Below are 19,739 nucleotides of genomic sequence, written 5' to 3' on the forward strand. Positions count from 1 at the left end.
TCTCCTGAAGCTCGTTGGCGAAGGGCGGGTCACGCCTGCTGGGTGTCGTCCGGGTAGATCAAACCGCGCCCGGGGCGGAATCCACCAGCAAGGATACCAATTCTGAGCAGGCGGTTTCCAATCGACTGTTGACAACCACCGTGTCGAAGTCGCCCTGTGCCGCCAATTCGGTGCGTGCGGTGGCCAGCCGGCGTTGCATGACGTCGGCGGACTCGGTGCCGCGGCCCACCAGCCGGGCCTCCAGCGTCTGCCAGTCCGGCGGGGCCAGAAACACCGTCACAGCCTCCGGCAGGGCCTTTTTGATGGCCCGGGCCCCGGCCAGGTCGACCTCGATCAGCACGGGCCGGCCACAGCGGGTGGCCTCGGCGACGGGGGCGGCGGGCGTACCCGACCGCTGCAGGCCGCCGTGGATGTCGGCCCATTCCAGCAGCGCGTTTTCCTCGATAAGCCGGTCGAACTGCGCCGGCGTGACAAATCGGTAGTCGACGCCGTCCACCTCGCCGGGCCTGGGGGCCCGGGTGGTGGCCGACACACTGAAAAACAGGTCCGGTACCCGCTCGCGCAGGCACCGGACCACGCTCGACTTACCGACCGCGGATGGGCCGGACAGCACCACTACGCGTCCCGCGCGCGTGCTGCCCGGCCCTCCACCGGTATTCACTGCCGCGTCAGGAGAAGTCGAACTTCTCCAGCAGCGCCTTGCGCTGCCGGTCGCCCAGGCCGCGCAGCCGGCGGGTGGGGGCGATCTCCAGCTCGGTCATGATCTCCTGCGCCTTGACCTTGCCGACCTTCGGCAACGCCTCCAGCAGCGCAGACACCTTCATCTTGCCCAGGACCTCGTCGGTCTCGGCGTCCTTGAGCACCTGCTTGAGGTTGGTGCCGCCACGCTTGAGCCGGTCCTTGAGCTCCGCTCGGGCCCGACGTGCGGCTGCCGCCTTCTCCAACGCAGCGGCGCGCTGCTCGTCGGTCAACTGGGGAAGGGCCACGATTCCTCCGTCTCGTCATCATCGACACCGTCGATGTTTTCCTTGTCCCGGCCAGGTACTCCGGCCAGAGACGACGACCGTACCCACGCCGTCTGACGAAATCTAACCCCACCCCCCGATTACGGCTACAAATGCGCAGCGTATGGCGGCTGAACCCGACCCTCGTCCCGTCCTCGGCAGCGGCCCCGCCGACCGGGCCGCCGACTGCTGACGAGCACCGAAACCGGACCGCAAAAACGGCTTCTAGCTGGGGTTTCCCATAGGCTCCGGGAGACCGTCGCGCTGCGCTGCACACACCGGCGCACGACGCCGGGCGGACCTGCCGAACCCGGGTGCCATCGAATTGGTGCCGCACGGCGTGTCGCGCGTGTCGCAGCCGGGCCAACTACACCCCGTAGTTGCCCCCGCGGGGCACGGGCGTTACCGAACCAGGGCCCGCCCGGCCCGGCCGCCCTGCGGTCGCGTCAGCCGGCCGCCAGGTACGCCACGGCGTCGCGCAGCCGCTCGGCCGCGGCGCGCAGCGGCCCGACGTCGGGCCCGGCGCGCAGCACCTCGCGCGACACCGCCGGCAACAGGGTGCCCGGGGCGGCCCCTCCCAGCCCCGCAAGCGCCTCAGGACGGCCGCCCTGGGCCCCGACGCCCGGAACCAGCACCGGCCCGCCCAGGGCACTCAGATCGGGCACCTCGCGCAGCGTGGCGCCCACCACGACCCCGATCGAGCCCAGGGTGGCAGCACCCTGCGCCCTGTTCGCCTGCGCGGCCGCGTCGACGATCGCCTGCGCCACCGTGCGCCCGTCGGCGCCCTGGGCGCGCTGCACACTCGCCCCCTCCGGGTTGGAGGTGGCCGCCAGCACGAAGACCCCGCGCCGGTGGTCGGCGGCGGTCTCCAGCAGCGGCCGCAACGATCCGAAGCCGAGGTACGGCGAGGCCGTCACCGCATCGGCGGCCAACGGCGACTCCCCCGCCCACGCGGCCGCGTAGGCGGCCATCGTGGTACCGATGTCGCCGCGCTTGGCGTCGGCCAGCACCAGCACCCCGGCCTCGCGCAGCGCCGCGATGGTGCGCTCGAGCACGGCGAACCCGGCCGAGCCGTACGCCTCGAAGAACGCCACCTGCGGCTTGACGACGGCAAACCCGGCGAAGGCGCTCACGCAGCTCTGGCTGAACGCCTCCAGGCCCTCCGGCGAGGCGGGCAGGCCCCACGCGTCCAGCAGTTCGGGGTGCGGGTCGATGCCCAGACACAGCGGTCCGCGTTGCGCCGTCGCCGCGGCCAGCCGGGCGCCGAACCCCGCCGCCACTAGTGCCCGCCGAGCGTGCTGTGCAGTTCCTGCAGGGAACGCACCCCGATATCACCCCGGATGCCGGCCTCGATGCCCTGCACCGCCGCGGCCGCACCCTGCACGGTGGTGATGCACGGGATGTTCACGCTGACCGCCGCCGCGCGGATCTCGTAGCCGTCCACCCGCGGGCCGGAGTTTCCGTACGGGGTGTTGATCACCAGGTCCACCTCACCGGCCCGGATGGCGTCCACAGCGGACAGGGCCGGACGCGACGGGCTGGGCTCCTCGAAGTTCTTGCGCACCACATCACAGGGAATGCCGTTGCGGCGCAGCATTTCCGCGGTCCCCTCGGTAGCCAGGACCCGAAAACCCAAGTCGGCGAGACGCTTGACCGGAAAAACCAGGGACCGCTTGTCGTGGTTGGCCACCGAGACGAAAACCGTGCCCTGGGCCGGCAACGAACCGTAGGCGGCGGTCTGGCTCTTGGCGAACGCGGTGCCGAAGTCGCGGTCGATACCCATCACCTCGCCGGTGGATTTCATCTCCGGACCGAGCAGCGAGTCGATGCCCGAGCCGTCCGCGCGGCGGAAGCGGTGGAACGGCAGCACGGCCTCTTTGACCGCGATCGGGGCGTCCGGGCCGACGTTGGCCCCGTCCCCGGTCGCCGGCAGCAGACCTTCGGCCCGCAGCCCGGCGATGGTGGCGCCCAGCATCACTCGTGCGCAGGCCTTGGCCAGCGGCACCGCGGTCGCCTTGGACACGAACGGGACCGTGCGACTGGCCCGCGGGTTGGCCTCCAAGACATAGAGCACGTCGTCTTTGAGCGCGAACTGCACGTTGAGCAGCCCCACCACGCCGACACCGTGCGCAATGGCTTCGGTGGCGCGGCGCACCTTCTCGATGTCGCTGCGCCCCAGCGTCACCGGCGGCAACGCGCAGGCCGAGTCGCCGGAGTGGATTCCGGCTTCCTCGATGTGCTCCATGATGCCGCCGATGTAGACCTCGGTGCCGTCGCACAGCGCGTCGACGTCGATCTCGATGGCGTCTTCCAAGAAGCGATCGACCAGCACCGGGTGCTCCGGGGACAGCTGGGTGGCGCGGGTGATGTAGCCGCGCAGGGTCTCCTCGTCGTAGACGATCTCCATGCCCCGTCCACCGAGCACATAGGAGGGGCGCACCAGGACGGGATAGCCGATGTCGGCGGCAATCCTGCGGGCCTGCTCGAAGGTGGTCGCGGTGCCATACCGCGGCGCCGGCAGACCGGCCGTCGTCAGCACGTCGCCGAAGGCTCCACGGTCCTCGGCCAGATCAATGGCCTCCGGACTGGTTCCGACGATGGGAACCCCGGCGTCGGCCAGCCGCTGGGCCAGCCGCAGCGGGGTCTGCCCGCCCAGCTGCACGATCACGCCGACCACCCCGGGACCGCCCTGACCGGACAGCTGCTCGGCGTAGTAGACCTCGAGTACGTCCTCGAAGGTCAGCGGCTCGAAGTACAGCCGGTCGGCGGTGTCGTAGTCGGTGGACACCGTCTCGGGGTTGCAGTTGATCATCACGGTCTCGAACCCGGCCTGGCTCAAGGTGATCGCGGCGTGCACGCAGCTGTAGTCGAACTCGATTCCCTGACCGATCCGGTTGGGACCGGACCCCAGGATCAGCACCTTGGGCCGTTGGTTCTGCGGTGCCACCTCGGTCTCGGCGGCAGGATCGAGCTCGAAAGTGCTGTAGTGATACGGCGTCTTGGAATCGAACTCCGCGGCGCAGGTGTCGACCGTCTTGAACACCGGGTGGATGCCCAGTCGGGACCGCAGCAGCCGCACCCCGTCCTCGCCGGCCAGTTCCGGGCGCAACACCGCGATCTGATGATCCGACAGACCGCTGTATTTACAGCGGCGCAGCAGGTCGGCGTCGAGCACCGGGGTGTCGACGACCTCTCCGCGCAGCGCGACCAGCCCGTTGATCTGTTCGACGAACCATGGGTCCACCCCGGAGGCCTCGGCGACCTGTTCCACCGACGCGCCCAGGCGCAGCGCCAACTCGATGTCGTAGAGCCGGCCCTCGGTGGGGACCCGCAGGCGCGCCAGCACGTCGTCGACGGTGCCTTCGGGGTCCGGTTTGGTCCAGAACCCGGCACGATCGGTCTCCAGTGAGCGCATCACTTTGCCCAGCGACTCGATGAAGTTGCGTCCCAGCGACATCGCCTCGCCGACCGATTTCATGGTGGTGGTCAGCCGCGGATCGGCGCCGGGGAACTTCTCGAACGCAAACCGCGGCGCCTTGACCACGACATAGTCCAGGGCCGGCTCGAAACAGGCCGGGGTCTCCTTGGTGATGTCGTTGACGATCTCGTCGAGGGTGTAGCCGATCGCCAGCTTGGCGGCGATCTTGGCGATCGGGAAACCGGTCGCCTTCGAGGCCAGCGCGCTCGACCTCGACACCCGGGGGTTCATCTCGATCACGATGAGCCGGCCGTCTTGGGGGTTGACCGCGAACTGGATGTTGCAGCCGCCGGTGTCCACGCCGACTTCGCGCAGGATGGCGATGCCCAGATCGCGCATGCGCTGGTATTCCCGGTCGGTCAGGGTCATCGCCGGTGCGACGGTCACCGAGTCTCCGGTGTGCACGCCCATCGGGTCGACGTTCTCGATCGAGCAGACCACGACGACGTTGTCGTTGCCGTCGCGCATCAGCTCGAGCTCGAACTCCTTCCACCCGTAGATGGACTCCTCGATCAGGACGTTGGCCGTCGGTGAGGCGGCCAGGCCGTCGCCGGCCATCCGGGCCACCTCGTCGAGGCTGGCCGCCAGGCCCGATCCCAGACCGCCCATCGTGAAGGAGGGCCGGACGACCACGGGAAGCCCGAGTTCGGCGACGGTCTCCTCGACCTCGGCCATGGTGTAGCAGACCCGGGAGCGGGCCGACTCGCCACCGACCTTGGCGACGATGTCCTTGAACTGCTGGCGGTCCTCACCGCGCTGGATCGCCTCGAAGTCGGCGCCGATCAACTCGACGCCGTAGCGCTCCAGCACCCCGTGCTCGTGCAGAGCCACCGCGGTGTTCAGGGCGGTCTGCCCGCCCAGCGTGGCCAGCAGCGCATCGACCTTGTTGCCGCGCTCGGCCTGCTGGGCGAGCACCTTCTCGACGAACTCCCAGGTGATGGGCTCGACGTAGGTGTTATCGGCGTACTCGGGGTCGGTCATGATGGTGGCCGGGTTGGAGTTGACCAGGCTCACCTGCAGGCCCTCGGCCTTGAGCACCCGGCAGGCCTGGGTCCCGGAGTAGTCGAACTCGCAGGCCTGGCCGATCACGATCGGCCCGGAGCCGATCACCAGAACGTGCTGCAGATCGGTACGGCGCGGCATTACTTCTCCCCTGCCATCAGGTCGACGAACTGGTCGAACAGGTACTCCGCGTCATGCGGTCCGGCGGCGGCCTCGGGGTGGTACTGCACCGAGAAGGCCCGCCCGTCGACGAGCTTGACGCCCTCCACGACGCCGTCGTTGGCGCAGGTGTGGCTGACCACCGCCGGCCCGAAGTCGGTGTCGAAGCGCTGGCCGGCTTCGCCCTCCAGTGCGAAGCCGTGATTCTGCGCGGTCACCGCCACCCGGCCGGTGGCGTGGTCCATCACCGGGATATTGATGCCGCGATGCCCGAACGTCATCTTGTAGGTGTTCAGCCCCAGCGCGCGGCCCAGGATCTGGTTGCCGAAACAGATTCCGAAGAGCGGGATTCCGGCTCCGAGCACCTCACGGGTCAACGCCACCGCTGCCTGCGCGGTGGCCGGGTCCCCCGGCCCGTTGGACAGAAAGACGCCGTCGGGCCGCAGCTCGGCGATCTGCGCGAAGTCCACCGACGACGGAAGCACATGGGTGCGGATTCCCCGTCGGGAGAAGTTGCGCGGCGTATTGGTCTTGATGCCCAGATCGATCGCGGCGATGGTGAAGCGGCAGTCGCCGTCGGGTTGCACCACATAGGGCGCGTCCGTGCTGACCTGCGCGGCCAGATCGGAGCCCAGCATCGGGGGCTGCTCGCGAACCCGGTTCACCAGTTCATCCGGCGATGCCAGCGCGTCGCCGGAGAACACCCCGGCGTTCATGGACCCGAAATTGCGCAGGTGGCGCACCACGGTACGGGTGTCCACCCCGGCGATACCGACGATGCCCTGGCGTACCAGCTCGTCTTCCAGCGTGCCGGTGGCCCGCCAGTTCGACGCCCGCGGCGACGGATCGCGCACCACGTAGCCCGCCACCCAGATCTTGTCGTCGCGGCTCTCGCCGTCCTCGTGGTTCCAGCCGGTGTTGCCGATCTGCGGGGCGGTGGCCACCACGATCTGCCGGTGGTAGCTGGGGTCGGTCAGCGTCTCCTGGTACCCCGACATCCCGGTGGAGAACACCGCCTCGCCCAGGGTCTGTCCGACGGCCCCGAACGGTATGCCGGTGAAGGTCCGTCCGTCCTCGAGAACCAGCACCGCACGCGCGTTAGCCAATTGCGCCACTCCTGTTCATCACTACGTCCCCGTCGCCGGCTCCCAGCCGGGGGTGCCCCCATCTCAGCGGCGCACGCATCACTCGTCTTCTTCTGTCCAGCGGCGGTGTTCGGCGCGGTCGTCCGCGCGGAACCCGGTGTCGATCTCGGTACCCGACGGCAGCCGCCAGCGGATCGCCAGCACGCCGTCGTCAGGCCGGTGGGGCAACGCCGGTATGGTGCGCCCGGCGATGCCGCGCTCGGTCCGCACCGCGACCACCGCGTCCTGGGGGATCCAGATGGGCCGGGCGCCGCTGCGCTGCACCATGATCCCCTCGGGGTAGCGGGTCAGCACCGCCTTGGTGCGGTAGCCGAGGTCGCCGGCCACCACCCGGTCGTTCCACTTCGGGGCCAGGGTGCAGCCCAGGTACTGCCCGCGGGTGGCCGCCACGGTGGGCGAACCCACCGTGTCGGGCACCGACGGCAGCGAGCCGATCAAGGCGTCCTGCAGCTGGCCGCGGTGACGCCAGCCACGCACCATCAGCCGGATCACCACGCCGATCAGCACCACCAGCACAAAAGCGAAGACCAGCGAACCGATCAACGTGGGGGTGTTCATGCCGGGCTCTTCCCGTCCCGGGCGGTGATCCGGCCGCGCAGCAAGGTGGCGGTGACGGTCGCGGGCAGGGCCATCTCCTCATAAGGAGTGTTGGCCGAGCGACTGGCCAGCTGTGCGCCGGCGACCACCCAGGTGCTGTCGGGATCGACCACCGTGAGGTTGGCCGGCTCGCCCACTTCCAGGGGGCGGCCCTGATCGGGCAGACCGACGATCTGCGCCGGCCGCTCGCTCATCACCCGGGCGACGTCGCGCCAGGTCATCAGGCCGGTCTGCACCATCGTGGCCACCACGACCGACAGCGCGGTCTGCAGGCCCAGCATGCCGGGCCGGGCCACCGCGAACTCGCAGTTCTTCTCGTGTTCGGCGTGCGGTGCGTGGTCGGTGGCCACGCAGTCGATGACACCGTCGGCCAGCGCCTGCCGCAGTGCGAGAGCATCCGAGGCCTCCCGCAGCGGCGGGTTGACCCGGTTGCGGCCGTCGTAGTCGGCCAGCCGGCTGTCGTCGAGCATCAGATGATGGGGGGTGACCTCCGCGGTCACCGAGATGCCCTGCGCCTTAGCCCATTTGAGCAGTTCGACCGTGCCGGCCGTGGAAGCGTGGCAGATGTGCAGTCGGGCACCGGCGTCGCGGGCCAACAAGGCGTCCCGGGCCACGATCGACTCCTCGGCGACACGCGGCCAGCCGGCCAGCCCCAGCCGTGCGGCGTTGGGTCCCTCGTGGGCGACCGAGCCGACGGTCAGCCGGGGCTCCTCGGCGTGCTGGGCGATCAGCACCCCCAGACCGGTCGCGTACTCCAGCGCGCGGCGCATCACCAACGGGTCGGCTACGCAGACACCGTCGTCGGAGAACATCCGCACCCCCGCGACGCCGGCCGCCATCATGCCCATCTCGGTGAGCTGCGTGCCGCCGAGGCCGACGGTGACCGCACCCACGGGATGCACATCGACCAGGCCGATCTGTTGTCCGCGCTGCCAGACGTGGTCGGTGACCACCGGCGAATCGGCGACGGGATCGGTGTTGGCCATCGCGAACACCGCGGTGTAACCGCCCAGAGCCGCTGCCGCCGAGCCGGTTTCAATGTCTTCGGCGTACTCGCGGCCCGGTTCGCGCAGGTGGGTGTGCAAGTCGACGAAACCGGGCAGCAACACCTGACCCGGCGCGTCGATGACCTCGCAGTCGTCCGGCGCCGGCAGACCCGGACCGATCGCGGCGATCTGGCCGCCCTGCACCAAGACGTCCACCTGGTCGCCTTCGCCGTAACACCGCACTCCGCGGATCAGCACGCTCACGGCGCCCCCTCCCCTGCCGAGCCGGCTTGCACTGCGGGCCCCACCGTCTCGTTACCCACCAACAGGTGGAACAACACCGCCATCCGCACATGTACCCCGTTGGACACCTGTTGCAGCACCGCCGATTGCGAAGAGTCCGCCACCGAGGAGGAGATCTCCATGCCGCGCAGCATCGGGCCGGGGTGCAGGACCGCGGCGTGGTCGGCGAGCAGCGCGCGGCGCTTCTCGCTCAATCCGTAGCGCACCGAATACTCCCGCGCCGAGGGGAAGAATCCGCCGGTCATCCGCTCGGCCTGCACCCGCAGCATCAGTACCGCGTCGGCGGCGGGCAGCTCCGCGTCCAGGTCGTGACTGACCGTCACCGGCCAGTCGGCCACCCCCACCGGCAGCAGCGTGGGCGGCGCCACCAACACCACCTCGGCGCCCAGGGTGGACAGCAGGCGCACGTTGGAACGGGCCACCCGGCTGTGCACGATGTCACCGACGATGACGATGCGGCGTCCGTCGATTTCGCCGAGGCGCTGCCGCAGGGTCAGCGCGTCCAGCAACGCCTGGGTGGGATGTTCGTGGGTGCCGTCACCGGCGTTGATCACGGCGGGGCCGGTCTCACCGGTGCCCGGGGCGCCGGCGGTCCACTCCGAGAGCAGATGCGCCGCACCCGAGGACGGGTGGCGGATGATCAGCGCGTCGGCACCGGCGGCCCGCAACGTCAACGCGGTGTCGCGCAGCGACTCCCCCTTGTTGACCGAGGATCCCGACGCCGAGACGTTGATCACGTCGGCGCTCATCCACTTGCCGGCCACCTCGAAGGAGACCCGGGTCCGGGTGGAGTTCTCGTAGAACATGGTGATCACGGTGCGCCCGCGCAGGGTGGGCAGCTTCTTGACCTCGCGGCCGACCAACGCCTGGGCGAAGCGGTCCGCGTCGTCGAGGATGGCGGTGGCCTCATCGCGGCTCAGGTCGGCGGCGGCCAGCAGGTGCCGGGCACTCATCGGCTGATCACCACCTGATCGCGACCGTCGTGTTCGGCCAGCAGCACGTGCACGCTTTCGCCGCGCGCGGTCGGAACGTTCTTGCCGACGTAGTCGGCGCGCACCGGCAGTTCGCGGTGCCCCCGGTCCACCAGCACCGCCAGCTGCACGAGGCGGGGGCGCCCCACGTCGCGCAGCGCGTCCAGCGCGGCCCGCACCGAGCGGCCGGCGAACAGCACGTCATCGACCAGGATCACGCAGGCATCGTCGATGCCGCCCGCCGGGATCGACGTGGGCTCCAATGCCCGCGGGGGCTGTCGCATCAGGTCGTCGCGGTACAAGGTGATGTCCAGCGCGCCGTAGCCGACATCCACCCCGCAGAACTCGTTGATCTTCCCGGCCAGCCGCTGGGCCAGGATGACGCCACGGGTGGGAATGCCCAACAGCACCACCCGCGGGGCATCGGGCCTGTCGGGGTCGTCGAGAGCGGTCTTCTCGATGATCTGATGTGCGATACGAGAAATGGTGCGACCCACATCCGCCGAGGACATCAATTCCCGGTCGGTGCTGGAATTACCGACAGCGCCCATGCGAAACCGCAGGACCTCCTTCTCCGCCTCGCGGGACGGATCATTAAAGGGGCTTTGTCGAGGCTACGTCTCCGCAATCTCGGATTCCGAGGGTAACAGCCTGTCACCTCTGAACGTAACCGCACACCACCGAGGCAGAGCACAACGATGGTCGAAACAGCAGCGCCGTCGAATCGACGCGCCTGGAGGCGGACCGGCCAAGCCGGCGGACGGCACACAGGAAGACAACTTCGGGCGTCCTGCTCTAGCGTTCGCCGGTGGCGAAACAGCACAGCCGGTTGTTCGAGCCGGTGCTTGGGTTCATGGCAGACCCCGGCCTGAACCTGGTCTGCACCGAGACCGAGAGGACCATCAGATGGTTAGAGCAATCACCGCCCTGGTGCTGACCGCCGGGGGGCTGGCTCTGATTCCGGCCCAGCAGGCCGAGGCTGTGCCCTGTTTGCACCGAGGCAGGCAGCACGTCGTCCAACACGCCAACGGAAACGTGGACGCCGACTCCCGCTGGCACGTCCTACGGGGCGAGGCTCCGACCTGCGATACCGGCGGAGGCGCCGCGAGCACCGAGGACACCTGGGAGCGTCGCCAGGACGACATCGACCGGGAGCGTCACGGCTGGTGACGCAAAAAGCATTCTGGCTTCGTCCAAACCGGCGCGTTCGACCTCTTGCGGGGTGATCACCCAGGGGTATCCGGCGGCCTCTCCACCATGCCGGCTCGCCTGGCGCCCGCACTGCGGCCGGCTCCGCCGCTAACCTGTCCGGGTGAATCTCGATCCGAACCAGGCATCCCTGCGCGAAGCGTGCGACACCGGACTGCTCGCCGGTGTGGTGACCCTCGTCTGGCAGCGCGGCTCGGTGCTGCAGGTCAACGAGATCGGGTATCGCGACGTCCGGGCCGGACTGCCGATGACCCGCGACACCGTCTTCCGGATCGCCTCCATGACCAAGCCGGTCACCGTCGCCGCGGTGATGACCCTGGTGGACGCGGGCCGGCTGGCGCTCACCGACCCCATCGCCCACTGGCTGCCGGAGTTTTCCGCGCCGCGGGTGCTAGCCGGCCCTTCCGGTTCGCTCGAGGCGACCACGGCGGCGCGCCGAGCGCTCACCGTCGAAGATCTGATGACGCACCGCTGCGGCATCGGCTACGGCTTCTCGGTGCCCGGGCCGATCGCACGGGAGTACCAGCGATTGCCCTTCGGCCGCGGCCCGGAGGCCTGGCTGGCGGCGCTGGCCGCGCTGCCCTTGGTGGATCAGCCCGGTGAGCGGGTGACCTACGGGCACGGCACCGACGTGCTGGGCGTGCTGCTGTCACGGGTCGAGGGAAAGCCGCTGCCGCAGGTGCTCGAGGAGCGGATTCTGGGACCGCTGGGCATGACCGACACCGGTTTCTGCGTGACGCCGCAGGCGCGCGGCCGTGGTGCCACCATGTACCGCCTGGACGGAGACGTGCTGCGCGACGACGCGATGGGGCCGATGCCCATCCGCATGCCGGCGTTTCCCAATGCCGGCGGCGGTTTGATGTCCACCGCCGACGACTACCTGGCGTTCGCCCGGATGTTGTTGGCCGACGGCGTGTTCGAAGGCACCCGGGTGCTGTCGGCGAAATCGGCGCAGGCGATGCGCGCCGACCGGCTCACCGCCGAGCAGAAGCGACACTCGTTTTTGGGTGCGCCGTTCTGGGTCGGCCGCGGGTTCGGGCTGAACCTGTCGGTGGTCTCCGACCCGGCGAAATCGCAGCCGCTGTTCGGACCGGGCGGGGCCGGTGCGTTCGGTTGGCCGGGCGCCTACGGAACCTGGTGGCAGGCCGATCCGGCCGCCGACCTGATCCTGATCTACCTGATCCAGAACTCGCCGACGTTGGCACCGGATGCGGCGGCCGCCATCGCCGGCAACACGTCGGTCGCCAAACTGCGGGTTGCCCAGCCGAAATTCGTCCGCAGGACCTACGCGGCGCTGGGTTTGTGACGCCGGCTCAGCCAGCGCCGCCGGCAAGCCCGGCGCCGGCACGGCGGGCCGTTTCCAAGGCGGCTTCGCGCATCTGGGCGCGCTCCTCGGCGGTCCACCGCGTGGTCGGCTCGACCACCAGTGTCTCGACGGTGTAGCCGAGCATGGTGAACACGTACTCGAGGTAGGGCCGCTGAAAGTCCTGCAGGTCGGCCCGGTTGCCGTCGTAGGCGCTGGAGCGGGTCAAGATGAGTTGAACCGGTTTGCCGGCGCCCAGCGTCCCCACGTGCTCGCCGCGCTCGTTGACGGTGAAGCTGGCCATGGGCTGCACGATGATGTCGATCCATGCCTTGAGGGCGTGCGGCACATGCCAATTCCACATCGGCGAGGAGATCACCAGCCGGTCGAACTGGCGGACCCGGTCGATCTCGGCCAGCACGTCCGACCAGACCTGCTTCTGCTCCGGCGTCCGGCGTTCGCCGTAGAGGGGGGCGAACTTGGCGAACGCGGCCTCCCGCCCGAACACCAGCATCTCCTCGCTCCACACCGAGAACCGCTCGACGTCGCCGACCGCGGCGCTGGGTGCGGCCTGCAGGAAGGCCTCTGCCAGCGCCGAGGACAGCGAATGTTCTTCTTTGGGGCTTGCCCGCACCCACAGCGTCTTCATCGTCAGATCATCGAGATCGGCGATATCTTCACGCCCGCCTCGAGCGCGCCGGCCAGCTCACGCGCCACGTCATAGTCGAACACCACGTGTCCGCAGATGACGTCGACGTCGCGTTTGGCGCGCTGCATCGGGTTGGTGACGAACTGCGCGCTGGCCCCGGAGGCTTCGAGCAGATCGGCGATCACGGCGCGGGATTCGTGGACGATGTGGGCGGCGGCCGCGCGCGCGTCGGCACGCGCGGAGCGGCTGATCCGCTCCCGGGCGTCCACGGCGTCCTGAATCCGGCCGACGGTGTCGTCGAGCAGCCCGCGCAGGGCGCGCAGCCGAACCCGGGCGTCGCCGAGGCGGATCTGGGCGGCCGGCTGGTTCTTCTGCGCGGCACCGGAATAGGCGAGCACGCGTTGTGTCAAACGCTCGGCGAACAGGTCCGTGACCCATTCGGCCGACCCGAGGGCGGGCATCGCCGCGGCCAGCGCCAGCGCCGGCACCATCGGCCATCGATACGCCGACGCGTCGTGCAGGTCGGCGCCCGGGGCGGTGCCCGAGTAGATGTCGACGACCTTGACCAGCCGGTGCGCCGGGACGAACACATCGTCGATCAGCACGTCGTTGGAGCCGGTGGCCCGCATGCCCGCGGTGTGCCAGACGTCCTCGACCCGGATGTCGGTGGCGGGCAACAACACCAGGGCCGGGTAAGGGGCGTCGTCGGGTCCGCAGATCGCCCCCACCATGATCCAGTCGCATTCCATCACCCCGGTGGCCCACGACCACCGCCCGGAAAGCCGGATGCCGTCGCCGTCGGGCACCCCGCGGCCGGTCGGCGCCAGCGGCGCCGGGCACAGCACCGGCCCGCCGGCGAACACCTCGTCCTGGGCCTGCTCGCCGAAGAGCGCCAGCATCCAGTTGTGCAGCATGTAGAACCCGAGCGTCCAGGCGCTCGACGCGCAACCGTGGGCCATGCGCCGAATCGGGTCGAGGATCTCGGGGAACTCGGCCTGCCGGCCGCCGTAGCGCGCCGGCAGGAGCAGACCGGCAAGCCCCGAGGTGCGGAAGTCCTCGACGGTCTCGGCCGGCAACTGGCGCAGCTCTTCGGCTGCCGCGGCGCGCTGCGCCAGGCGCGAGACGAATTCGTCGGTCAACTCGGGTGCGGTCGTGGTCGTCATGCCCGGACCGTACCATACCTTTTGGTATGGTTGTCAGTGCCGCAGCATCACATCCAGGAACTTCTCCCGGCGGCCCGCCGCGCGCGGGCTCGGCGCCGAACCGGACAGGTGCAGAAAGCCGATACCGGCGGCGAAGGTGGCGTTGGCCCGCATATCGGCCTCCTCGGGCGCGAAGCCCTCATCGAGGAACACCTGCCGGACCGCGTGCAGCACCCGACGGTCCGAGCTGGCCACCGCCGAGGCGACGGCCTCCTCCGATCGCGCCCATTCCCGCATCGCGCGTTCGAGGATCCAGTGGCCGGGGCTCACCAGCGCGGTCATCATGTGCGACAGGCGCTCGCGCGGCGGCAGCGACGAGAGCGCATCGAAGTCGCCGCGGTCTTCGTCGCGCACCGCCGCCCAGGTGTCCACCATCGCCTGCCGATAGGACTTCATGTCGGTGAAGTGCCAGTAAAAGCTGCCCTTGGTGACCCCGAGCCGCCGGCACAGCCGGTCGATGGTCAGCGCCTTGACGCCGTCCTCGGCCAAAATCCGGAACCCGGCCTGCACCCAGTCCTGCGCGGACAGCCGATTGCCGCCGCGCGCACCGTCCGTCGTGGCCATGCCGAGTCAGCGTAGTGACCGCAGGCGCTTCCGGCGCGGCTGCCCGTGCGACGCCGCTGCCCCGCGGCCGGAACGGCCGTACTAAGCACCCGCCTGGACAGCCCGGGTGTAGCGGTCCAAGGCGTCCTGGGTGAACACCGCCAGTCCCAGTTCGGGGTTGTAGCCGTGGATCTCCTTGACGTCGAGTTCGGCCAGGAAGTACAGGATCTCCTTGGAGATCACCTGACCGGGAACCAGCACCGGGAAGCCCGGCGGGTATGGCACGACGAAGGTGGTCGACACCAGCGTCTTGCCGTCCGCGACCCGGCGACCGGCATCCCCGAGCAGCACATGCTCGCGGTCGGTCTCCTCGTAGCCGTCGTAGAACGCCGCGCGCATGTCGCCGATCGGGCTGCTGGTGCCGCCGGGGCGGAAGGCCGGCGCAAACGCGCTGAAGTCCGGCAGCGGCGGCAGGTCCTCGGTGATCTCGGTGATCCGGCGGCGCTGCAGGGCGCGGTCGTCGGCGCCGGCCGTGGTCCAGGCGCGATCGAGTTCGCCCGCGACCCGTCGCAGCGCGTCGAGCAGATAGTGCACGCTCGACCAGGTGACCCCGATGGTGAAGATCAACAACACCGAGTTGATCGATGTCTTGTTGATCTGGATGCCGAACCGCTGCATCAGGACCTTCTCGCGGAAGTCGTAGCCGGTCATCCCGGTCTTGCCGACGTAAAGCGTCACCCGGGTCGGGTCGAGGACGAACTCGTCGGACCGCCACGCCTCGTTCCACGACCCCAGCGCCCCCTGGCGCACCTCCCGGTAGGAGCTGACCGTGGACTCCCGGAATCGATCGGGAACCAGGTCGCTCTCGTCGAGGATGTGGAACCACTTGCCGATCAGTCGGTCCTTGCGGACCCGGTGGCGAAACACCAGCGCCATGTCGTACACCCGCCGCACCATGTCGAAGCCCTCGATATCCACCTGGCGGCGGGCCAGGTCCAGGGATGCGAGCAGTTGCTGGTTGGGCGAGGTCGAGGTGTGGGTCAAAAACGCCTCGGCGAAGGACTCCCGGGCCAGCGCGTTGAAGTCCTGGTCGCGGATATGGATCATCGACGCCTGCCGCAGCGCCGACAGCGATTTGTGCGTCGAGTGGGTCGCATACACCCGCACCCGCGCCGACGGGTGCGGCAACAGACGGTGCTCGCTCCACTGGTCGCGGTCGATGCCTTCCATGCGGTCGTGCCACGCCTGATACTCGCGGGCGTAGTGGGCTGAGCCCAGGGTGGCCTCCAGCCCTTCGGCGGCCACCATCGCGGTGCGCTGGCGAGCCCACGGCACCGCGGTGGCGAACGCGTACCACGCCTCGTCCCACAGGAAGCAGATGTCGGGCTTGATGGCCAGGATCTCTTCCATCACCCGGCGTGGGTTGTAGACGACGCCGTCGAAGGTGCAGTTGGTCAGCAGCAGCATCCGGACGCGATGCAGCTGGCCGGCGGCCTCCAGGTCGAGCAGGGCGCGTTTGATGGTGCGCAGCGCCACCGCCCCGTAGATCGCGAACGGCGCCAGCGGATAGGCATCCAGGTACAGCGGGTAGGCGCCGGCCAGCACCAGCCCGTAGTGGTGCGACTTGTGGCAGTTCCGGTCGATCAGGACGATGTCACCGGGCCGGGTCAGCGCCTGCACCACGATCTTGTTGGCCGTCGAGGTCCCGTTGGTGACGAAGTAGGTGTGGTCGGCGTTCCAGGTTTTGGCGGCCTTGTTCATCGCCACCCGGATAGTGCCGTGCGGGTCGAGCAACGAGTCGAGGCCGCCGGAGGTCGAGGAGGTCTCGGCCATAAAGATGTTGCGGCCGTAGAACTCTCCCATGTCCTGCAGCGTGCGCGAGTTGAAGATGCTGGCGCCGCGCGCCACCGGAAGCGCGTGGAACTGGCCGACCGGCTCGGCCGCATAGGCACGTAGGGCATCGAAAAACGGTGTGGCGTAGCGCTTTCGGATACCGGCAAGCACTGTGCTGTGCAGGTCGGTGACATCGTTGAGCCGGTAGAAGCTGCGGTCGTAGACGTCCGGCTCATCTTCGGTGTCGGCGGCGATCGACTCGTCGGTCAGCAGGTACAGGTCGATGTGCGGGCGCAGCAGGCGCATCCACTCACCGCATTCGATGGCGTCGCGACCGCCCCCGGCGCCCACCGCGTCGTCCTGCGCGCCCAGCAGCGTGGTCATCAGCGGCACGCGGTCACGCGACCGCAACGGCAGGTCGTGGCGCACGATGGCGGCCTGGATCTCACCGTTGAGCGCTACCGCGGTGACGGCGTCTTCGACGCTGGACACCACCAGCAGTTCGATCTGTACGTCGTCGTCGGGGTTGCGCAGCCGGCGCAGGTTGTCGGCCAGGCTCTCGGGCGCATCCGGCGGCGAGTCGTCGGCCAGCAGCACCGTGTAGAACTGCTGCTGGCGGGCTTGGGCCACCAGTTCCTGCTCGGAGAGCGGCAAGCCGAGATCGAACAGCGCCGCCCGGTCGCCGTAGTCCGACAGCAGCCGCACCACCAGCGATACCCGCTCGGTCAGCGACACCGTCGCCAGCGACTCGACGTGATCGCGGAAGGCGGCCAGGTTCGCCGCGCCCGGAAACAGCCAGTACCGCTCGTAGGCGCCGAGCCGGTCGAGCAGGCGTTTGACCCGCGCGACATGGTGGGTGGTGTCCAGCCCGGCCCGGTTGGCCTCGGCCAGTTGCCGGCAGGCGTCGTCGAGCAGGTTCCAGGTGTCGACCCGTGAGTACGACGGGTTGGCCACCGCCGCCAGCGCCGATACCCGCAGTCTCCGATTCGGTGCGTCCCAGCCCTCGACCATAGGGCCAGTGTGCCTGCGCCACGGCGGCACGGGGCGCTTTCGCCCGACGTCCACCAGCCGCCGCTGACTGCGCTTCAGTCCTGCGGGTCGGACTCCGCGGCGGGCTCAGCTTCTTGCGCGTCGGCTTCGGCCGGCTCGGGCGCGGTGGTCCCGCGGACCGCCAGCGACGCCGCCCGCAGTTGCGGCGTCACCAGCATCACCTGACCGAGCACGCCGTTGACGAAGCCCGGCGAGTCGTCGGTGGACAGCTCCTTGGCCAGCTTCACCGCCTCGTCGACGGCCACCGGTTCGGGCACGTCGTCGGCGTGCAGCAGCTCCCAGATCGCCACCCGCAGGATCGCGCGGTCCACGGCCGGCAGCCGCTCGAGCTTCCAGCCCTGCAGGTGCGAGGTGATCAGGTCGTCGATATGCGCGTTGTGCTCGGTCACCCCGCGGGCCACCAGCACGGTGTAGGGGTGCAGCGGGGAGACGTCGGGCTGCTCCCTGGCCAGCTTCGACCGCAACTCGGCGCCCTGGGCCGGGGTCAGGCCCCGGGCCTCGGCCTCGAAGAGCAGATCGACCGCGCGCTTGCGGGCCTGATGCCGGCCCTTTACCGGCTTGCCAGCGGGCATGGTCAGGAGTTGACCCGTCCCAGATAGCTGCCATCGCGGGTGTCGATCTTCAGCTTGTCTCCGGTGTTGATGAACAGCGGCACGTTGATCTGGGCGCCGGTCTCCACGGTGGCCGGCTTGGTGCCCGCACTGGACCGGTCTCCCTGCAGGCCGGGCTCGGTGTGGGTGACCACCAACTCGACGCTGACCGGCAGCTCCAGGTACAGCGGCACCCCGTTGTGGAAGGCGATCTGCACCAGCATGCTCTCCAGCAGGTAGTTGGCCGAGTCACCGACCAGCGACTCCGGCAGCGGGTGCTGCTCGTAGTCTTCGCTGTCCATGAACACGAAGTCGTTGCCGTCGCGGTACAGGTAGGTGGCGTCGCGGCGGTCGACGGTGGCGGTCTCCACCTTCACGCCCGCGTTGTAGGTCTTGTCGACCACCTTGCCCGAGACCACGTTCTTGAGCTTGGTGCGGACGAAGGCCGGGCCCTTGCCCGGCTTGACGTGCTGGAACTCGGTGATCTGCCAGAGCTGGCCGTCGATCACCAGCACCAGCCCGTTTTTGAAATCAGCAGTTGAAGCCACGGGTTTACGTCTCCTAGAGGATGGTCAGTTCCTTGGGGAACCGAGTCAGCAGGTCCGGGGGTGTCCCGGCGGGCGCTGAAGGTCCACCGCCTACCACCAGCGTGTCCTCGATGCGGACGCCGCCACGATCGGCCAGATAGACGCCGGGCTCTACGGTCACCACAGCACCGGCAAGCAGTGTACCGTCGGCCGTCGCATTGATTCCGGGCGCTTCGTGAATTCGCAGCCCCACCCCGTGCCCGAGGCCGTGCCCGAAGGTCTCGGCGTAGCCGGCTTCGCCGATCACCGTCCGCGCGGCCGCATCCACCTCGCGCAGTTGCGCACCCGGGCGCAGGGCCTCCCGGCCGGCCCGCTGCGCGGCCTCGACCACCGCGTAGATCTCCCGCTGCCAATCGGCGGGCGGCCCCAGCACGAAGGTGCGGGTCATGTCCGAGTGGTAGCCGGCCACCAGCGCCCCGAAGTCGATCTTGACGAAATCGCCGGCAGCCAGCACCGCGTCGGTGGGCCGGTGATGCGGGATCGCCGAATGCGGACCCGCCGCCACGATCGTCTCGAACGACGGCGCGTCGGCACCGTGGTCGAGCATCAAGGCCTCCAGTTCGCGGGCGACGTGGCGCTCCGAACGCCCCGGACGCAGGCCGCCGCGCTCCACCAGGTCTGTCAGGGCCGCGTCGGCCGCCTCACAGGCCAATCGCAGCAGGGCCACTTCACCGGCGTCCTTGACCTCCCGCAACGCCTCCACCGTGTTCGAGGCCCGGACCAGCTCGACGGGCCTTTCGGTGGCGGTCGCCGGCAATGCCGCCGCCAGGGCGTCGAATTGGTCCACGGTCACCACATGCGCCTCGAAGCCGACCCGGCGGGCCCCGGCCGCCGCGGCTTCGCCGATCAGGTGGCGCGCGCCGCTGCGTTCGATGGCGAGGTGCAGGTCGGGTGCCTGCCGGGCGGCCTGGGTGCGGTAGCGGCCGTCGGTGGCCAGGACCGGTGCCCGATCGTCGGCGTAGACCAGCAGCGCGCCGGCCGAGCCGGTGAATCCGGACAGATAGCGCACGTTGATCAGGTCGGTGACCAGCATCGCGTCCAAGTCCAGGGCTGTGATTGCGGCACTGAGACGCGCCCTGCGGGAGGAATGTGTCACGCGGTGTGACGGTACTCGCTACGCTGTGGCCC

Annotated in this window: 18 protein-coding genes; 2 read left to right on the forward strand and 16 right to left on the reverse strand. The window is 69.5% G+C overall.

Annotated features, from left to right (window positions below; genetic code table 11):
- Window positions 1-58: 58 nt before the first annotated feature.
- The 9 genes from gmk to pyrR form a co-directional block, all read right to left on the reverse strand.
- Window positions 59-661, reverse strand: a complete 603-nt coding sequence (gmk, locus tag G6N14_RS08760; protein ID WP_046315231.1) for a guanylate kinase — start codon at window positions 659-661, stop codon at window positions 59-61.
- Between the two features lie 7 nt (window positions 662-668).
- Window positions 669-986, reverse strand: a complete 318-nt coding sequence (gene mihF, locus G6N14_RS08765) for an integration host factor, actinobacterial type (RefSeq protein WP_003932123.1) — start codon at window positions 984-986, stop codon at window positions 669-671.
- A gap of 464 nt (window positions 987-1,450) precedes the next feature.
- Entirely contained in the window at window positions 1,451-2,284 is an 834-nt protein-coding gene (gene pyrF, locus G6N14_RS08770) for an orotidine-5'-phosphate decarboxylase (RefSeq protein ID WP_085134557.1), read from the reverse strand.
- Complete coding sequence (gene carB, locus G6N14_RS08775; RefSeq protein ID WP_085134556.1) at window positions 2,284-5,625, reverse strand: carbamoyl-phosphate synthase large subunit; 3,342 nt, start codon at window positions 5,623-5,625, stop codon at window positions 2,284-2,286. The genes pyrF and carB overlap by 1 nt, the downstream gene beginning before the upstream one ends.
- A complete protein-coding gene (gene carA, locus G6N14_RS08780; RefSeq protein WP_085134635.1) occupies window positions 5,625-6,749 on the reverse strand; it encodes a glutamine-hydrolyzing carbamoyl-phosphate synthase small subunit in 1,125 nt (374 codons plus the stop codon). Before carA ends, carB begins: the two co-directional genes overlap by 1 nt.
- Before the next feature lie 78 nt (window positions 6,750-6,827).
- Window positions 6,828-7,346, reverse strand: a complete 519-nt coding sequence (locus G6N14_RS08785) for a PH-like domain-containing protein (protein ID WP_085134555.1) — start codon at window positions 7,344-7,346, stop codon at window positions 6,828-6,830.
- Window positions 7,343-8,635: a dihydroorotase gene (locus G6N14_RS08790; RefSeq protein WP_085134554.1), complete on the reverse strand. Its 1,293-nt coding sequence runs from the start codon at window positions 8,633-8,635 to the stop codon at window positions 7,343-7,345. The genes G6N14_RS08785 and G6N14_RS08790 overlap by 4 nt, the downstream gene beginning before the upstream one ends.
- Window positions 8,632-9,627, reverse strand: a complete 996-nt coding sequence (locus tag G6N14_RS08795) for an aspartate carbamoyltransferase catalytic subunit (protein WP_085134553.1) — start codon at window positions 9,625-9,627, stop codon at window positions 8,632-8,634. Before G6N14_RS08795 ends, G6N14_RS08790 begins: the two co-directional genes overlap by 4 nt.
- Window positions 9,624-10,196, reverse strand: coding sequence for a bifunctional pyr operon transcriptional regulator/uracil phosphoribosyltransferase PyrR (gene pyrR / locus G6N14_RS08800; RefSeq protein ID WP_085134552.1), 573 nt, complete (start codon window positions 10,194-10,196; stop codon window positions 9,624-9,626). Before pyrR ends, G6N14_RS08795 begins: the two co-directional genes overlap by 4 nt.
- 355 nt (window positions 10,197-10,551) lie before the next feature.
- On the opposite strand from pyrR, the gene G6N14_RS08805 reads away from it, so the two are divergent.
- Together G6N14_RS08805 and G6N14_RS08810 are read left to right on the forward strand one after the other, a co-directional pair.
- Entirely contained in the window at window positions 10,552-10,815 is a 264-nt protein-coding gene (locus G6N14_RS08805) for a DUF7199 family protein (RefSeq protein ID WP_085134551.1), read from the forward strand.
- Window positions 10,816-10,957: 142 nt separating this feature from the next.
- The gene (locus G6N14_RS08810; protein ID WP_085134550.1) at window positions 10,958-12,160 is read left to right on the forward strand and encodes a serine hydrolase domain-containing protein; all 1,203 of its coding nucleotides are present in this window, start codon (window positions 10,958-10,960) and stop codon (window positions 12,158-12,160) included.
- A gap of 7 nt (window positions 12,161-12,167) precedes the next feature.
- Here the strand turns inward: G6N14_RS08810 and G6N14_RS08815 are convergent, their stop codons facing one another.
- The 7 genes from G6N14_RS08815 to G6N14_RS08845 form a co-directional block, all read right to left on the reverse strand.
- Entirely contained in the window at window positions 12,168-12,806 is a 639-nt protein-coding gene (locus G6N14_RS08815; RefSeq protein ID WP_085134549.1) for an FMN-dependent NADH-azoreductase, read from the reverse strand.
- 2 nt (window positions 12,807-12,808) lie between these two features.
- A complete protein-coding gene (locus G6N14_RS08820) occupies window positions 12,809-13,969 on the reverse strand; it encodes an acyl-CoA dehydrogenase family protein (protein ID WP_085134548.1) in 1,161 nt (386 codons plus the stop codon).
- Window positions 13,970-14,002: 33 nt separating this feature from the next.
- The gene (locus G6N14_RS08825; protein WP_085134547.1) at window positions 14,003-14,572 is read right to left on the reverse strand and encodes a TetR/AcrR family transcriptional regulator; all 570 of its coding nucleotides are present in this window, start codon (window positions 14,570-14,572) and stop codon (window positions 14,003-14,005) included.
- Between the two features lie 81 nt (window positions 14,573-14,653).
- Window positions 14,654-17,395: an aminotransferase class I/II-fold pyridoxal phosphate-dependent enzyme gene (locus G6N14_RS08830; RefSeq protein ID WP_085134546.1), complete on the reverse strand. Its 2,742-nt coding sequence runs from the start codon at window positions 17,393-17,395 to the stop codon at window positions 14,654-14,656.
- Between the two features lie 74 nt (window positions 17,396-17,469).
- Entirely contained in the window at window positions 17,470-18,006 is a 537-nt protein-coding gene (gene nusB, locus G6N14_RS08835; protein WP_085134545.1) for a transcription antitermination factor NusB, read from the reverse strand.
- 2 nt (window positions 18,007-18,008) lie between these two features.
- The gene (gene efp, locus G6N14_RS08840; protein WP_085127836.1) at window positions 18,009-18,572 is read right to left on the reverse strand and encodes an elongation factor P; all 564 of its coding nucleotides are present in this window, start codon (window positions 18,570-18,572) and stop codon (window positions 18,009-18,011) included.
- Window positions 18,573-18,585: 13 nt separating this feature from the next.
- Window positions 18,586-19,707, reverse strand: coding sequence for an aminopeptidase P family protein (locus G6N14_RS08845; protein ID WP_085134544.1), 1,122 nt, complete (start codon window positions 19,705-19,707; stop codon window positions 18,586-18,588).
- Between the last annotated feature and the right edge of the window lie 32 nt (window positions 19,708-19,739).

The organism is Mycolicibacter hiberniae (assembly GCF_010729485.1).
Classification (GTDB): domain Bacteria; phylum Actinomycetota; class Actinomycetes; order Mycobacteriales; family Mycobacteriaceae; genus Mycobacterium; species Mycobacterium hiberniae.

Coding starts and splice junctions, on each gene's coding strand:
- carB (WP_085134556.1), bottom strand. CDS start 5,625: ATGCCGCGCCGTACCGATCTGCAGCACGTTCTGGTGATCGGCTCCGGG.
- G6N14_RS08815 (WP_085134549.1), bottom strand. CDS start 12,806: ATGAAGACGCTGTGGGTGCGGGCAAGCCCCAAAGAAGAACATTCGCTG.
- G6N14_RS08795 (WP_085134553.1), bottom strand. CDS start 9,627: ATGAGTGCCCGGCACCTGCTGGCCGCCGCCGACCTGAGCCGCGATGAG.
- nusB (WP_085134545.1), bottom strand. CDS start 18,006: ATGCCCGCTGGCAAGCCGGTAAAGGGCCGGCATCAGGCCCGCAAGCGC.
- G6N14_RS08830 (WP_085134546.1), bottom strand. CDS start 17,395: ATGGTCGAGGGCTGGGACGCACCGAATCGGAGACTGCGGGTATCGGCG.
- G6N14_RS08820 (WP_085134548.1), bottom strand. CDS start 13,969: ATGACGACCACGACCGCACCCGAGTTGACCGACGAATTCGTCTCGCGC.
- pyrR (WP_085134552.1), bottom strand. CDS start 10,196: ATGGGCGCTGTCGGTAATTCCAGCACCGACCGGGAATTGATGTCCTCG.
- G6N14_RS08825 (WP_085134547.1), bottom strand. CDS start 14,572: ATGGCCACGACGGACGGTGCGCGCGGCGGCAATCGGCTGTCCGCGCAG.
- G6N14_RS08785 (WP_085134555.1), bottom strand. CDS start 7,346: ATGAACACCCCCACGTTGATCGGTTCGCTGGTCTTCGCTTTTGTGCTG.
- G6N14_RS08805 (WP_085134551.1), top strand. CDS start 10,552: ATGGTTAGAGCAATCACCGCCCTGGTGCTGACCGCCGGGGGGCTGGCT.